Below are 14143 nucleotides of genomic sequence, written 5' to 3'. Positions count from 1 at the left end.
TCAGGTTCCTTCTGTCAGGGCAGCGAGTTTGGAAAGGATGCCGGTCCAGCCCTCTGCGTGGCTGTCGCGGGCGGCTTCATCCGCAAAGCGGATCTGGGTGAGGGTCACATCGGTGCCCTCCGTGGTGGGTGAAAAGTCGATCGTCACCTGGGTGCCGGGGGCGGACCACGGTGCCTCCCACGTGAAGATCAGGCGGGAATGCGGTGTGATTTCAATGTATTCACCGGCATGAGGCAGGTCGCGGTCGGCAACCATCATCACAAAGAAGCGACCGCCAACCTTGGCGTCGGATGTCGCCTCGCGGACGTGCATGTCGGGGCGAGGCGACATGAACTGCGCCATCATGGTGGGGTCGAGCCAGGCGTCGAACACCACTTGCGGCGGGGCCTGGATGTGGCGGGTGCAGGTTAGAGAAAGGTCAGTCATCTTTGGCAGCTCCTTGGGTGATGAGTTTGTCGAGGGCTTCGAGGCGCAGATCCCAGATCGAGCGCAGACTGGCGAACCAGTCGTCGATGACCCGCAGCGGGCCCATCTGCACCTCGATCAGGTGTTCGCGCCATTCGGTGCGGCGGGCGACAAGGCCCGCGCTTTCGAGCACCTTGATGTGTTTGGAGACGGCGTTGAGCGAGATCTCGAACCGCGCATGGATTTCACCGACCCGCAGCGGGCCTTCCTGCGCGAGCAAGGTCAGGATCGCCCGGCGGGTCGGATCAGAGGCGGCCTTGAGCACCTCGGACAATTGGGGATCTGTGGATCGTTCAACCATGTGGTGGAATTAATACCAGTTTAACCCATCAGTCAACCCTTTGGGTGAATGATGTTGCGCTGCGGCGGAGAAGGGAGGTTCTCAAGTCCGAAAGGGCGTGGTTAACTCCAATCCAAACAGACATCTGGGAGGATAGAATGACGCACGTCAGTATGACCGTGAACGGCAAAGCCGTGACCGGAGAAGTGGAAGGCCGCACGTTGCTGGTCGATTTTCTGCGGAGTGATTTGCGCCTGACAGGCACGCATGTGGGCTGTGATACCAGCCAGTGTGGGGCCTGCGTGGTGCATGTGAACGGTCTGGCGGTCAAAGCCTGCACGATGTTTGCCGCAGAAGCGGACGGGGCAGAAGTTGCCACCATCGAGGGGCAGGCCAATGCGGACGGGTCGCTGAACGTGATCCAACAGGCGTTTCAGGATCACCACGGGTTGCAGTGCGGATTTTGCACGCCGGGCATGGTGATGTCGGCGGCGGCCTTGCTGAAGGACAATCCAAAGCCAACCGAGCAAGAGGTGCGCGATTACCTGGAAGGCAATATCTGCCGCTGCACGGGGTATCACAACATCGTCAAGGCGATCATGGCCGCAAGTGGTCAGGATGTCTCTGCGATTGCTGCTGAATAAGGACGTTTGATGCCGGGATCGATTATTCGACGAATAATCGCGGTCCCGCGAGGGAGGAATACATATGCCTAAAGATGGTGGAATTGGTGCCGCAACGACGCGCCGCGAAGACGTCCGGTTTTTGACCGGAAAGGGAACTTATACCGACGACATTCAAAAATTCGGTGAGGCAACGGCGATTTTTGCCCGCAGCCAGGTCGCCAATGGGGTGATCAAGTCGATTGATACTGCGGCGGCTGCCGCCATGCCCGGTGTGCTGGCCATTTTCACCGGCGACGACTTTGTCGAGGTTGGTGGCAACCCCGCTGGCTGGCTGATCAACAGCCGCGACGGGGAGCCGATGAAAGAGCCCAAGCGTCCGGTTCTGGCCCACGGCAAAGTCCGCCATGTTGGCGACGCCTATGCCGCTGTCATCGCAGAGACGGCCCAGCAGGCGCGCGACGCGGTCGAGGCGATTGAGGCCGACATCGAAGAATTACCCGCCGTGATCGACATGGCCGCAGCACTTGCCGGTGACAATTTCGTGCATGACGAGATCGCAACCAATCAGTGCTTTGACTGGGGCTGGATCGAGGACAACCGCGCAGCCGCTGATGAGGCGATCAAGAACGCCCCGCACGTCACGACGCTGGAGTTGGTGAACAACCGGCTGGTGCCGAACGCGATGGAGCCGCGGTCCTCGATGGCCGAATATGACGCGGCGGGGGACAGTTACACCCTGCACACCACAAGCCAGAACCCGCACCTGACACGGCTGTTAATCAGCGCCTTTGTGCTGGGCATTCCCGAGAACAAGTTGACGGTCGTTGCCCCGGATGTGGGCGGCGGTTTCGGTTCGAAGATCTATCATTACGGTGAAGAGGCATTGGTGTTGGCGGCGGCCAAGAAGGTCGGCCGCCCGGTGCGCTGGACAGCGGATCGGACAGAGAGTTTTCTGACCGATGCGCATGGGCGGGATCATGTCACTAAGATTGAGCTGGCCTGCGAGAAAGACGGCACATTCCTTGCCTTCCGCACCGAGACGATGGCGAATGTCGGGGCCTATCTGTCGAATTTCTCGACCGCGACGCCAACGTTCCTGCATGGCACGTTGATGGCGGGCAATTACACGGTGCCGGTGATCTATGCCAACGTCAAAGCGGTGTTCACCAACACCGCCCCCGTTGATGCCTATCGCGGGGCCGGGCGGCCAGAGGCGACCTATTCCATCGAACGTGTCATCGACAAGACGGCGCGCGAGTTGGGGATTGATCCGATGGAGATCCGCCGCAAAAACTTTATCAAGCCAGAGCAGTTTCCCTATGCAGGGGCGGCGGGGCTTGAGTACGACAGCGGCAATTATCACGCGCTGATGGACAAGCTGGAAGAAAAGCTCGACCGCGACGGATTTGCCCAGAGGCGCGCTGCAAGCGAGGCCAAGGGCAAGTGGCGCGGGCTTGGGATCAACACCTATGTCGAGGCTTGCGGCATCGCACCATCGAACCTTGTGGGTGTCTTGGGGTCCCGGGTAGGGCTTTATGATGCGGCCACAGTGCGGGTGAATGCCACGGGCAACTTGTCGGTCATGGTGGGTGCCCACAGCCACGGGCAGGGGCATGAAACCGTGTTCCCGCAGATCGTGGGCGAGATGCTGGGGATTGATCCGGCGACCATTGACATCGTGCACGGTGACACCAGCAAGATCCCGTTCGGGATGGGGACCTATGGGTCAAGATCGCTGGCGGTATGTGGTTCTGCCATGGTGCGGGCCACAGAGAAGATCATCGCCAAGGCCAGCAAGATCGCGGCGCATATGCTTGAGGCCGCGGAAGGCGATATGGAGTTTGCTGACGGGGCGTTCACCGTCAAAGGCACCGACAAGTCGGTCGGCTTTGGCGAGGTGGCGCTGAAGGCCTATATCCCCCATGAGTTCCCGATAGAGGATATTGAACCGGGGCTGGAAGAGACGGCGTTCTACGATCCGGCCAATTTCACCTATCCCGCAGGCGCTTATGGCTGCGAGGTTGAGGTGGACCCCGAGACCGGGCAGGTCAGTATTGAGCGTTTCATCGCCGTGGATGACGTCGGCAATGTGATGAACCCGATCATTGTCGAGGGTCAAATTCAGGGTGGCGTTGGCCAAGGTGTTGGACAGGCCTTGCTGGAAGGGGCGGTCTATGATGCGGACGGGCAGCTGCTGACCGGGTCCTACATGGACTATACCATGCCGCGGGCTGCTGATTTGCCGTTTGTGGAGATCGACAATTCCTGTGTCACGCCGTGTGCACATAACCCGCTTGGGGTGAAGGGCTGCGGCGAGGCCGGGGCCATCGGATCACCGGCGACGGTTGTGAATGCGGTGGTGGATGCGTTGCAATCGGGTGGCAAGGACGTCGATCACGTGGATATGCCACTGACGCCCGCGCGCGTCTGGGCGGCGATGCAATAGGCGGATGGGTCGGGCTGGGGGTTTCACACCCCCAGACCCCCGTGGGATTATTTTGGCCAGAAGAAGCAGGGGACCTGCGCTTTGGCCTCAGCAAAGGACAAGACGATGTATGCATTTGAGATAGAACGGCCCACGACGATTGCCGATGCGGCGGCGGCCCTGGGCGGAGAGGCGCAGGCGTTAGGGGGTGGGCAGACGCTTATCCCGACGCTGAAGCAAAGGTTGGCGAGCCCTGACAAGCTGGTCAGCCTGACCGGCATTGCCGAGATGCAGGGGATTTGCACCGATGATGATGGGCGACTGTGCATTGGTGGGGCGACGACCCATGCCGCTGTCGCGACCGGCGGCGGGGCATATCCTGCGGTAGCGGCGATGGCGGGGCATATTGGCGATCCAGCTGTACGCAATCGCGGCACGATTGGGGGGTCATTGGCCAACAATGATCCGGCGGCCTGTTATCCGGCGGCGGTGCTGGGCAGCGGGGCCACGGTGGTTACCAATGCGCGCGAGATTGCAGCGGACGATTTCTTTGACGGGATGTTCAGCACCGCATTGGACGAAGGCGAGATCATCACCGAGGTGAAGTTTCCGGTGGCGCAGAAGGCGAACTATCAGAAGTTCGTGCAGCCCGCCTCGCGCTTTGCGCTGGTGGGGGCCTTTGTGGCGCAGTTTGCAGATGGCGTGCGCGTGGCCGTGACCGGTGCGTCAGAGGGCGGCGTGTTCCGTTGGACCGAGGCAGAGGCGGCATTGAGTGCGGATTTCAGTGCCAGCGCGCTGGCGGGGTTAAGCGTGCCTGCGGATGGCATGATCGGCGATTTGCATGGCACACCAGAGTACCGCGCGCATCTGGTCAAGGTGATGACGGGGCGGGCGGTGACAGCGGCGGGCTGATGCGAGGTCCAAAAAGAAACAAGCGGGGGGCGGGCCATGTGGCGCCGCCCCTTTTCTATGGCACCTGTCGTGCTGCCTGTGTGGCGAGGGCTGCCGCGAAATCCTCTGGTGTCATACGCGCGGACAGGGCGCGGTGCATCAAAACGGCCTGGGTTTCGGGGGCCAGCCCGCCGATGGGCGGGTCGCGGTCAAGGTTGGTGGGAAAGCTGTAGCCTTCCGCGCAGGCGGCAATGGCCGCAGAATGATCACCGGGTTGATCCAGAAGCACCGGATAAAGGGCGCGGCACATGGCAGCGCGATCCAGCGCCTCCATCACGCGACCAAATGCCGAAGAGACCTGCAAGAGGTTCGCCATGCGATTGATGTTAGCGGTGGTGTTTGCCCCGGCGGCATGCAGCAGGGCCGGGTTGAAAAACAGCGCATCGCCCTTGGCGAGGGGGAGTTGGATGGCGTTGTCTTCAAAGAAAGCGCGGACGTCGGCGCGGCGGAAGGCGGTGTAGCCAGGGCCATAGGTTTGTGAAAACGGCAAAAGCTGTGTTGGGCCGCTTTCGACCGGCATGTCGCAATGGGCGATGGCCCCTTGCAGCGTCAGAGCGGCGGTCAGATCATGCACATGGGCAGGGTAGCGGGCGCAATCCTGAGCCGTTTGAAAACCAAGGTGATAGTCGCGGTGCGCCGATTGTGCGGCCCCGCCGGGATAGACCAAATTGACCTGTGCGGTCATCTGATAGTGTGGGCCAAGCCATGCGGTGCAGGCCGCAGCAATCGCCGGGTTGCCAAAGTAAGCGGCAAAGACCGCAGGGTCGGCAAGGCACAGCTTTTGCGCCGCATTCCAGACCCGGTCATTGGTGCCGGCGGCAAAGTGGTCAGCCTCTGACCCGCCGGCGGCCTTTTCGGCCGCGATGATGTCAGAGTAGATCGTGGTGGCCGCGTCGATGGCGCTGGTATCGGCATAAGCGCCGCGCAGGACAATGGCCCCCGGTCCCGTCAAGAGCACGTTGCCCCAAGCCGACAAAAGCGCTGGATCGGTCAGGTCAAGGTTGGCCACATCGTAGATTGGTACGTTGTGGCGCACCTCTGCCGCGAAGGGCAAGGCGTCAAGCGTGGCGGTGCGGGCGCAGATCGCGGCGAGGTCGGCCAGATCGACGGCGTCGGGGTGATAGAACCCGGTCATGGATCATCCTTTGCAACAATGCGCCTGACGGAGGGTCAACACCGCTTCTGCGCAGGAACACCGTCATTTCAATCGCGATATTGCCGGGTGGTCAATTGGCGCGGCGCACGGACGCTGCCCTAGTACATGCGCTGAAAAGCAAAAGGCAGGCCCGGTGGCCTGCCTTTTGGTGATCAACTTGTGTGCCGCGTTACTTGGCCAGCGGGCCGATCAGCATGACCATCTGGCGGCCTTCCATCTTGGGAAAGTTTTCGACCTTGCCGGTTTCCTTGGTATCTTCTGCCACACGTTCGAGCAGTTGGCGGCCCAGTTCCTGGTGTGCCATTTCTCGACCACGGAAACGCAGGGTGACTTTGACCTTGTCGCCGTTTTCAAGAAACTTGAAGACATTGCGCATCTTCACATCGTAATCGTGGTTGTCCGTGTTGGGGCGGAACTTTACCTCTTTGATTTCAATGATCTTTTGCTTTTTGCGTGCCTCGGCTTCTTTCTTTTGGGTTTCGTATTTGAACTTGCCATAGTCCATGATCTTGCAGACAGGCGGCTTTGCGTTGGGCGAGATTTCCACCAGATCAAGGCCGGCGTCTTCGGCCATCATCAGCGCACGTTCGGGCGTCACAACGCCCACGTTTTCGCCATCCGCCCCGATCAGGCGGATTTCGCTGCCCCGGATGCGGTCGTTTACACGGGGGCCGGTATCACGCACCGGTGGTGCGTTATGAGGTCTGCGTCCTATGGTACTTTTCCTTCAATGGTTTGAATTCTGTGTTGCATAACGTATCCTTGCCGCGCACCGGCTTCAACCCGCAATAAATCGCCGATTAGGGGGAACGCAAGGTGATAAGAGCCCCTTTTCATTGCTAAAAGGCTCTGACATATGGCGGACAAGGCCCGATTGCGGGCCATCACGTTTTCAGACTTGGAGGGAACATCCCATGAGAGCGCTATTGATTATTATCGTCGTCGCCGTTCTTGGCTTTTTTGGCTACCAATATGCCGCCAACGGGCGTGGCCCGGCAGAGGCCGTATCAGTCCTGACAGGTGGTGCCGCTGACATGGCTGACAGTGCCGCGGATGCCGCAGGCGAGGCCGCAGATGCGGTCACCGATGCCGCCGAAGGTGCGGTTGAAGCCACCACCGAGGCCGCAGAAGGCGCAGCAGACGCCGCAGCAGAGATGGCCGATGACGCCGCTGAAGCTGTGGAAGGTGCGGTTGAGGGTGCTGTTGAGGCCGCCGAAGGTGCGGCAGACGCCGCAGCGGACATGGCCGATGACGCCGCCGAAGCTGTGGAAGGCGCTGTTGAGGGTGCCGTTGAGGCCGCCGAAGGTGCGGCAGATGCCGCAGCTGATGCTGCCGAAGGTGCTGTGGAAGCTGTGACCGACACAGCCGAAGGTGCGGTTGAAGCTGCGACTGATGCTGCCAGCGATGCCGCGGATGCCGTGACAGACACCGCTGAGGGCGCTGTTGAAGCGACAGAAGAGGCTGTTGAAGGTGCAACAGAGGCGGTCGAAGGTGCTGCTGAAGCCACCGAAGAGATGGCTGATGACGCGGCTACGGCCACCGAAGAAATGGCGGATGATGCCGCAGCGGCCACTGAAGAGATGGCTGATGATGCAGCAGAGGCCACCGAAGAGATGGCTGACGATGCGGCAGAGGCCACGGAAGAAATGGCTGACGAGGCTGCAGAAGCTGTTGAAGGTGCGACGGACGAAGCAACCGAGGCTGTTGATGACGCCGCAGAGGCCACCGATGATGCAGCGGCTGCAACCGAAGAAGCGGCCGATGCCGCCACCGACGAAGCGATGGCCGAAGGCGAAGCCAGCATGGCAGAGACCCTGCTGACCATGGACGGCTTTGAAGCGGACAAGGTGCTGGAGATGATCGACGGTTCCGATCTGTCGGCTGTTCAGAAGACGGCACTGGGTGCAGCTGTGAACGCGGCCAAGGATAACCCCGATTTGCTGGAAGCAACCCTGACCCGCCTGAAAGAGGCGCTGGGTCAGTAAGCCACCTGCCAGACCAAAGATCAGGGCCGCGTCAGCAATGACGCGGCCCTTTTTCGTGGCCGGTGATGCCCGGCGGCGCACCGAAGTATACCCAGATATACGTTGACTGCGACATCCGGGCGTTTAAATACGACATACCTTCATGATGGAAACGCTGCCAAGCAAGGGGACCAAAATGCCGTACAACCGCACTTTTGAGCTGACGCTGGAAGACATCGACCTGATCGAAGAGGCGCTGCGCGCACGCGGGCGAGAGTTGTGCTCTATGCGGCGGGCGTTGTCGGATGAGAACCCGGCTGATCTGCCATCCATCACCTTGATTGATGCGGACATGCGGACCGGAGAAGAGCTATTGGGGCGGCTGCACAACCAAAAGGTCTTTTACCGCCCCAAGGCAAAGGTTTACGTCGGCGGGTAGGTGGGCCATCAGCCCACCTTGCGCAGGTGATCAGGCGGCTGCGAAGACCGCGTAGCCCATGATCAACACACAGACCCACCCCAGATTGAAGATGATCGAACGTGTCGGGAACAGCGCGACACCCGAGACCATGCCGACGGCGTGGATAATGCGGATCCAGAAGAAGGCAATCGCCGTCCAATAGGTCAGGGCTGTAAAGCCGTCCATCCGGTCCACGATCAGCACCAGCACCGCAAATGGCAGGAATTGTTCCAGCAGGTTCAGATGCGCCCGGTGCGCGCGGTGAATCCATGCAGGCAGTTGGTTCAGATCAGCGGGCCGGGAAAAGCCATCAGCGGGGCCTGTGGTTTCGGGCAGGCGGGCCACGCCTACGACATAGGGAACCCACATGGTTGCGGCAAAAAGGGTCAGGCATGTCAGCACGCCAAGTTCGGTTGGAAAGTCCATCGGGTAAACTCCTTACGCTTTGTTACATCGCGGCTTTCAGGCCGGTTCCGGTTTCAAGATAGGATTTGAGTGATGCCGCCAGACGTGCCCAGCCTTCGGCAAAGCCTTCCTGACCGGGGGCCAGATCATGGTGTTCAATGGTCAGTTTGCATTGCTCGCCCTGCGGCTCGATCAGATAGACCATGTGGCTGGAAGGTGCGTCGGGGCCCATGAACACAGGTTCGAATGTCATCGCGATGCGGGTCTTTGGGTCCATTGCGGTGGTGACCTGACGCAGCATCGCGTCGCCGTTGGGCAGGATGAAGGCCGTCGCCTGATCGACGCCGGGATTGCCCTGAACGGTGTTGCAGGCAAAGTGATATGCGGCCATCTGGTCCGCCTCTGTCAGGGCCGCCCAAAGCGCGTCTTGCGTGCAGCGGATAAAGGTTTGCATCATGAAATCGGGTTTGGCCATCGCGGTGTCCTTTTCGAGCTTGGCTTTCAATTCGGTAAGCGCGCGGGCCTGTCTTTGAAAGAAGGGCGCGGCCCAACGGTCCATAACCTCCTGAAGCGGAAGCGGGTTGAGATAGTGGTATTTGAAACGTCCCACCTTGCGGGTGACGATCAGGCCCGAATCCTCAAGCAGCCGCAGGTGCTTCATGACACCAAAGCGGCTCATCTCCAGGCTCGCCTCAAGATCCGAAAGCGATTGGCCGTCCCGCTGGCGCAAAGCGTCCAGAAGAGCGCGGCGCGTGGGGTCGCTGAGGGCTTTGAAGATCAGGTCCATGTGAGCCTTATAGGTTACTTAATAATCACGTGACAATAGGGTAACTTGTAAGGACTTGCGATCAGGGGCGGCCTGTGATGGGCTATCCTTATGGAAAATAACGCTGAAACCCCGATGTTCGTGACGCCGCAAGGACGTCGGATTGCCTATCATTTGACCGACGGCACGGGTCCGGCGGTCGTTTTTCTGGGCGGATTCAAGTCCGATATGGGCGGCACCAAGGCCGTGCATCTGGAACAATGGGCGCGCGATTCGGGACGTGCCTTTCTGCGGTTTGACTATTCAGGTCACGGCGAAAGTTCTGAAGCGTTTACCGATGGTGCGATTGGAGACTGGTTTGAGGACGCGCAGGCGGCCCTTGGCCTGCTCGCAGGGCAGGTGGTGCTCGTGGGCTCGTCGATGGGTGGCTGGATATCGCTGCTGCTGGCCCGCGCGATGCCGGAACGGGTGGCGGGCCTGGTCACCATTGCAGCCGCCCCCGATTTCACCGAAGACAGCATGTGGGCAGGGTTTGACGCCGCAGAACGCGCGGAATTGGCGACGGTGGGGCAGGTGGCGCTGCCTTCCGACTATGGCGAGCCCTATATCATCACCAAACGCCTGATCGAAGAAGGCCGCACCCGATTGGTGCTGCGTGACCCGTTGCCGCTGCCGTTTCCGACGCGCTTTTTGCAAGGCACGGCGGACGCAGATGTCGAGATGTCTGTGGCGCTGCGGCTGTTGGAGCATGCCGGAGGCCCCGACATGCGCCTGACGCTTGTTGATGGCGCGGATCACCGGTTTTCCGATGAATCCTGTCTGGCGCTGATCACATCAGCGGTGGAAGAGGTATTGGCCGCGCGTGGTTGATCGAACAGGGGGGCAAACCGCCCGGCTTTGATCAGCCGACAAAGGCCTTTTCGATCACGAATTCACCGGGTTCCGAATTGGCCCCTTCGTTCAGCCCTGCGTCTTCAAGGATTTTCTTGATGTCGAGGTTGAAGGCCAAAGACCCACAAACCATGGCACGGTCAGTGGCCGGATCAAGTGGCGGGATGCCAAGGTCTGCAAAGAGCTCGCCGTTTTCGATCAGCGTGGTGATCCGGCCCATCTTTGGGCTCTGCTCGCGCGTGGTTGTGGGATAGTAGCGAATCTTGTCCAGGTTCTCTTCTCCCAGCAGCTCTTGCATCATTTCGTCTTGCTTGAGGTTTTCGATAAGCTCGCGGCCATAGGTCAGTTCGGCCACATCACGGACGGTATGGGTGACGATGACCTCCTCATAATTCTCATAAGTCTCCGGCTCGCGCAGCAATGAGGCGAACGGCGCAAAGCCTGTGCCGGTTGCGAAGAAGTAGATCCGTTTGCCGGGCAGCAGGGCGTCATGCACAAGCGTGCCGACAGGTTTGGGGCGCAAGATAATCTCGTCGCCTTCCTTGATGTGCTGCAGCTTGGAGGTCAGCGGACCGTCTGGCACCTTGATCGAGTAGAACTCCAGCTCTTCGTCCCAGGAGGGGGACGCGATGGAATAGGCGCGCAGCAGGGGTTTCTGTTTGCCGGTTTCCGGGTGCGGGTCGCCCATCAGGCCGATCATCACAAATTCGCCCGAGCGGAACCGCAGGCTGGCTGGCCGTGTCACGCGGAAGCGGAACAGACGGTCGGTATAGTGCTGCACTTCTGTCACCGTTTGGGCATCGGGCAGGGTCGGCACTGGTTTTGCGGCAAGTTCGTTCACGGGGGTCTGCTCTGTCATGTGTTAATTGGCAGCCACATAGGGCCGCCCTCCGGTCTAGTCTTTGATCTGGGTCAGGGAAAGGGGTCAGCCGCGCATCCGCGCCTGATAGTTGTTGTCTTGCCAGTTTGCGCGGGCCAGCCATTGCGGTTCAGGCTGGCGTTGGGCGAGGGCAGTGTCGATCTCGACCTCGTCAAACCCGGCACGGCGGGCCATTGCGTATTGGTCGGCGATCACGTGGCCGCGCGCGCGCAGACGGCCCGTGAACCCGGCACGGCGCAGCATGGCGGCAAGGGTAAAGCCACGGCCGTCTGCGAAGCTGGGAAAATCAATTCGGATCATTGCGGCACCAGTCATACAGGCGAGCTTTGCTGGATCTGCGTCAGAAGCCAGATCAACCCCGATGGGCGTGTCATTGGCCGGGCAATCATCCAGCGCCACAAAACCGCCGGTCCAATCATCACCGGCAAAACCTGCGTCAGTTACAATCACACTCATTGTCTTATCCTTCGGCGCGTTCGCGCGGGGTGTCGGCGGTATTGGCCGGGGTGCGGACCAGTTTGCCGTTTTCAAAGTGGATGCCGCATTCTTCTTTGGCGCTGTCACGCCAGCGGCCTGCACGGGGGTCTTCGTGCAGAGACACGCGGCTGGTGCAGGGTTGGCAGCCGATGGAGGGATAACCTTGGGCCACCAGCGGATGGCGCGGAAGGTTGTGCCGGGTGATATAGGCGTTCAGGTCTTCGGGCGTCCAGCTTGCAAGTGGGTTCACCTTGATCTTGCGTGCCTCTTTTTCAAAGAGCGGCAGGGCGGAACGGGTGCCGGATTGATAGCGTTTGCGCCCGGTGATCCAGCCGCCGAAACCGGCCAGCGCCTTTTCCAGCGGCTCTGTCTTGCGCAGGTGGCAGCAGGCGTCGGGGTCATGCAGATGCAGCAGGTTTTCGTTGTCGCGGGTGAATACCTCTGTCCGGTCGGGGCGGATCACGCGGATATCTGTGAGGCCCAGCGTTTCGGCCACATCGCGTTGATATTGCAGGGTTTCGTCAAAGAGCATTTCGGTGTCCAGAAAGATCACCGGGGTGTCCTTGTTGATCTGAGAGACCATGTGCAAGAGCACAACGCTTTCGGCGCCAAAGCTGGAGACGACGGCAATTTTGCCAATCTCCAGATCATCCAACGCGTGCTTGAGCACGGTCTGTGGGTCGGATTTGCGATGCAGCAGATTGCGGCGGTCGGCGAGCTCTTTAAGCGGCATTTTGGGCCTCTTTGGCGGGGTAAAGAATGGCTTTGAATGGGTCGGCACCGAGACGGCGGAATGTCTGGATGAAAGTTTCTTCTGCGCTGCAGCGTAAGTCAAGGTAGCCCAGAACCAAACGTTCGATTGCGGGCACGATTTCATCATAGGCAAAACCGGGGCCTGCACGTTCACCGATATGGGTGTCCTCTGTGCCGTCGCCGCCGAGCGTAATCTGGTAGTTTTCGACGCCTGCACGGTCGAGGCCGAGGATACCGATGTGACCCACGTGGTGATGCCCGCAGGCATTGATGCAGCCCGAGATCTTGATCTTGAGCGGGCCGACGTCGTGTTCCACCTTGAGTTCATCAATGCGCGTCGCAATCTCTTGCGCGACAGGGATCGAGCGCGCGGTGGCAAGCGCGCAGTAGTCCATGCCGGGGCAGGCGATGATGTCAGAGACAAGCCCGATGTTCGCAGTCGCCAGATCGGCATCGCGCAGGGCCGCGTAGATCGCAGGCAAGTCCGACTTGTGAACATGCGGCAGGATTACGTTTTGCTCATGACTGATGCGCAGCTCATCATGGGCATACGTGCGGGCAATCTGGGCAAGCGCGCGCATCTGATCTGAGGTCGCATCACCAGGTGTTTGCCCGTGCTTTTTGATCGAGACCGAGACGATGGTGTAGGCGTCGTTTTTGTGCGCGGTCAGGTTGGTATCCGTCCATGAACGGAAGGCAGGGTTCGCCAGACGTGCGGCCTCATAGCCGTCGGTGCTGGTGGACTTGAAGGTGGGCAAGGCGAAGGTTTGTTCGATTTGTGCAAGCAGACCTTGATCAAACCCGGTGAAACCGGGTCGGATTTGTTCGAAACGTGCCTCAACCTTATCGCGAATGGTCTCAAGCCCGTTTTCATGCACGGTGATCTTGATCCGCGCCTTGTACTTGTTGTCGCGGCGGCCCAGCAGGTTGTAGACGCTGACGATGGCCTCCACGTAAGCCAGCAGATCCGCGACGGGCAGGAAATCGCGGATCACTTTGCCGACCATCGGGGTGCGGCCAAGGCCACCGCCGACGATAACCTCGAAGCCGGGTTCGCCCGCCTCATTGCGGACCATACGCAACCCGATGTCATGCGCCCGTGTGACGGCGCGGTCGTTGGGAGAGCCTGTCACGGCGATTTTGAATTTGCGCGGCAGGAACTGGAATTCGGGGTGGTCGGTGGACCATTGGCGCAGCAGTTCCGCCACCGGGCGTGGGTCGGCGATTTCGTCGGCAGCGGCCCCGGCAAAGTGGTCAGCGGTCACGTTGCGGATGGTGTTGCCAGAGGTTTGCAGCGCATGCATTTCGACCTGCGCCAGCGCGTCCAGAATGTCCGGCACCTCATTCAGCTTCGGCCAGTTGTACTGGATGTTCTGGCGTGTGGTGAAGTGACCATAGCCCTTGTCGAACTTGTCAGCGATGAAGGCGAGTTGATCCATCTGGGCAGAATTGAGCGTGCCATAGGGGATGGCCACGCGCAGCATATAGGCGTGCAATTGCAGATAGAGGCCGTTCATCAGGCGTAGCGGCTTGAATTCATCTTCGGTCAGAGAGCCGTCGATACGGCGTTCCACTTGGGCGCGGAACTGACGGTTCCGTTCTGCGACGAAGGCGGCGTCAAAGTCATTGTAGTGATACATCGGT

16 protein-coding genes are annotated in these 14143 nt (G+C 60.2%); 6 read left to right on the top strand and 10 right to left on the bottom strand.

The window, feature by feature from the left end:
• Together AB3Y40_RS09165 and AB3Y40_RS09160 are read right to left on the bottom strand one after the other, a co-directional pair.
• Entirely contained in the window at positions 1–426 is a 426-nt protein-coding gene (locus AB3Y40_RS09165) for an SRPBCC family protein (protein WP_369438486.1), read from the bottom strand.
• Positions 419–766: an ArsR/SmtB family transcription factor gene (locus AB3Y40_RS09160; RefSeq protein WP_369438485.1), complete on the bottom strand. Its 348-nt coding sequence runs from the start codon at positions 764–766 to the stop codon at positions 419–421. Before AB3Y40_RS09160 ends, AB3Y40_RS09165 begins: the two co-directional genes overlap by 8 nt.
• A 137-nt stretch (positions 767–903) precedes the next feature.
• Here AB3Y40_RS09160 and AB3Y40_RS09155 point away from each other — a divergent pair, with 137 nt between their 5' ends.
• The 3 genes from AB3Y40_RS09155 (at position 904) to AB3Y40_RS09145 (ending at position 4708) form a co-directional block, all read left to right on the top strand.
• The gene (locus AB3Y40_RS09155) at positions 904–1389 is read left to right on the top strand and encodes a (2Fe-2S)-binding protein (RefSeq protein WP_369438484.1); all 486 of its coding nucleotides are present in this window, start codon (positions 904–906) and stop codon (positions 1387–1389) included.
• A 64-nt stretch (positions 1390–1453) separates the two neighbouring features.
• On the top strand, positions 1454–3817 hold the full coding sequence (locus AB3Y40_RS09150; RefSeq protein ID WP_369438483.1) for a xanthine dehydrogenase family protein molybdopterin-binding subunit: 2364 nt from the start codon (positions 1454–1456) through the stop codon (positions 3815–3817).
• A gap of 105 nt (positions 3818–3922) precedes the next feature.
• On the top strand, positions 3923–4708 hold the full coding sequence (locus AB3Y40_RS09145; protein WP_369438482.1) for an FAD binding domain-containing protein: 786 nt from the start codon (positions 3923–3925) through the stop codon (positions 4706–4708).
• A gap of 55 nt (positions 4709–4763) precedes the next feature.
• Here AB3Y40_RS09145 and AB3Y40_RS09140 read toward each other — a convergent pair whose 3' ends face one another.
• Entirely contained in the window at positions 4764–5882 is a 1119-nt protein-coding gene (locus AB3Y40_RS09140) for a phytanoyl-CoA dioxygenase family protein (protein ID WP_369438481.1), read from the bottom strand.
• Positions 5883–6072: 190 nt separating this feature from the next.
• The gene (gene infC / locus AB3Y40_RS09135; protein ID WP_369438480.1) at positions 6073–6588 is read right to left on the bottom strand and encodes a translation initiation factor IF-3; all 516 of its coding nucleotides are present in this window, start codon (positions 6586–6588) and stop codon (positions 6073–6075) included.
• Positions 6589–6817: 229 nt separating this feature from the next.
• On the opposite strand from infC, the gene AB3Y40_RS09130 reads away from it, so the two are divergent.
• Both AB3Y40_RS09130 and AB3Y40_RS09125 read left to right on the top strand, forming a co-directional pair.
• Positions 6818–7888, top strand: a complete 1071-nt coding sequence (locus AB3Y40_RS09130) for a hypothetical protein (protein WP_369438479.1) — start codon at positions 6818–6820, stop codon at positions 7886–7888.
• A 175-nt stretch (positions 7889–8063) separates the two neighbouring features.
• Entirely contained in the window at positions 8064–8306 is a 243-nt protein-coding gene (locus AB3Y40_RS09125) for a hypothetical protein (protein ID WP_369438478.1), read from the top strand.
• A gap of 30 nt (positions 8307–8336) precedes the next feature.
• Here AB3Y40_RS09125 and AB3Y40_RS09120 read toward each other — a convergent pair whose 3' ends face one another.
• Together AB3Y40_RS09120 and AB3Y40_RS09115 are read right to left on the bottom strand one after the other, a co-directional pair.
• Entirely contained in the window at positions 8337–8753 is a 417-nt protein-coding gene (locus AB3Y40_RS09120; RefSeq protein WP_369438477.1) for an MAPEG family protein, read from the bottom strand.
• 22 nt (positions 8754–8775) lie between these two features.
• The gene (locus tag AB3Y40_RS09115) at positions 8776–9519 is read right to left on the bottom strand and encodes an ArsR/SmtB family transcription factor (RefSeq protein ID WP_369438476.1); all 744 of its coding nucleotides are present in this window, start codon (positions 9517–9519) and stop codon (positions 8776–8778) included.
• Between the two features lie 90 nt (positions 9520–9609).
• Here AB3Y40_RS09115 and AB3Y40_RS09110 point away from each other — a divergent pair, with 90 nt between their 5' ends.
• Positions 9610–10368 carry an alpha/beta fold hydrolase gene (locus AB3Y40_RS09110; RefSeq protein WP_369438475.1) on the top strand — a complete coding sequence of 253 codons (759 nt, stop codon included), beginning with the start codon at positions 9610–9612 and terminating at the stop codon, positions 10366–10368.
• Between the two features lie 31 nt (positions 10369–10399).
• Here AB3Y40_RS09110 and AB3Y40_RS09105 read toward each other — a convergent pair whose 3' ends face one another.
• From AB3Y40_RS09105 to AB3Y40_RS09090, 4 genes are all read right to left on the bottom strand, one after another.
• Entirely contained in the window at positions 10400–11248 is an 849-nt protein-coding gene (locus AB3Y40_RS09105) for a ferredoxin--NADP reductase (RefSeq protein WP_369438474.1), read from the bottom strand.
• 66 nt (positions 11249–11314) lie between these two features.
• Entirely contained in the window at positions 11315–11725 is a 411-nt protein-coding gene (locus tag AB3Y40_RS09100) for a DUF934 domain-containing protein (RefSeq protein ID WP_369438473.1), read from the bottom strand.
• 4 nt (positions 11726–11729) lie between these two features.
• Positions 11730–12479, bottom strand: a complete 750-nt coding sequence (locus tag AB3Y40_RS09095; protein WP_369438472.1) for a phosphoadenylyl-sulfate reductase — start codon at positions 12477–12479, stop codon at positions 11730–11732.
• Entirely contained in the window at positions 12469–14139 is a 1671-nt protein-coding gene (locus AB3Y40_RS09090) for a nitrite/sulfite reductase (protein ID WP_369438471.1), read from the bottom strand. The genes AB3Y40_RS09095 and AB3Y40_RS09090 overlap by 11 nt, the downstream gene beginning before the upstream one ends.
• Between the last annotated feature and the right edge of the window lie 4 nt (positions 14140–14143).

Source organism: Yoonia sp. R2331 (assembly GCF_041103235.1).
In the GTDB taxonomy this organism is placed as follows: domain Bacteria; phylum Pseudomonadota; class Alphaproteobacteria; order Rhodobacterales; family Rhodobacteraceae; genus CANMYO01.
This window is presented reverse-complemented; position numbering and strand designations above follow the sequence as displayed.

Coding starts and splice junctions, on each gene's coding strand:
- AB3Y40_RS09165 (WP_369438486.1), bottom strand. CDS start 426: ATGACTGACCTTTCTCTAACCTGCACCCGCCACATCCAGGCCCCGCCG.
- AB3Y40_RS09160 (WP_369438485.1), bottom strand. CDS start 766: ATGGTTGAACGATCCACAGATCCCCAATTGTCCGAGGTGCTCAAGGCC.
- AB3Y40_RS09155 (WP_369438484.1), top strand. CDS start 904: ATGACGCACGTCAGTATGACCGTGAACGGCAAAGCCGTGACCGGAGAA.
- AB3Y40_RS09150 (WP_369438483.1), top strand. CDS start 1,454: ATGCCTAAAGATGGTGGAATTGGTGCCGCAACGACGCGCCGCGAAGAC.
- AB3Y40_RS09145 (WP_369438482.1), top strand. CDS start 3,923: ATGTATGCATTTGAGATAGAACGGCCCACGACGATTGCCGATGCGGCG.
- AB3Y40_RS09140 (WP_369438481.1), bottom strand. CDS start 5,882: ATGACCGGGTTCTATCACCCCGACGCCGTCGATCTGGCCGACCTCGCC.
- AB3Y40_RS09130 (WP_369438479.1), top strand. CDS start 6,818: ATGAGAGCGCTATTGATTATTATCGTCGTCGCCGTTCTTGGCTTTTTT.
- AB3Y40_RS09125 (WP_369438478.1), top strand. CDS start 8,064: ATGCCGTACAACCGCACTTTTGAGCTGACGCTGGAAGACATCGACCTG.
- AB3Y40_RS09120 (WP_369438477.1), bottom strand. CDS start 8,753: ATGGACTTTCCAACCGAACTTGGCGTGCTGACATGCCTGACCCTTTTT.
- AB3Y40_RS09115 (WP_369438476.1), bottom strand. CDS start 9,519: ATGGACCTGATCTTCAAAGCCCTCAGCGACCCCACGCGCCGCGCTCTT.
- AB3Y40_RS09110 (WP_369438475.1), top strand. CDS start 9,610: ATGGAAAATAACGCTGAAACCCCGATGTTCGTGACGCCGCAAGGACGT.
- AB3Y40_RS09105 (WP_369438474.1), bottom strand. CDS start 11,248: ATGACAGAGCAGACCCCCGTGAACGAACTTGCCGCAAAACCAGTGCCG.
- AB3Y40_RS09100 (WP_369438473.1), bottom strand. CDS start 11,725: ATGAGTGTGATTGTAACTGACGCAGGTTTTGCCGGTGATGATTGGACC.
- AB3Y40_RS09095 (WP_369438472.1), bottom strand. CDS start 12,479: ATGCCGCTTAAAGAGCTCGCCGACCGCCGCAATCTGCTGCATCGCAAA.
- AB3Y40_RS09090 (WP_369438471.1), bottom strand. CDS start 14,139: ATGTATCACTACAATGACTTTGACGCCGCCTTCGTCGCAGAACGGAAC.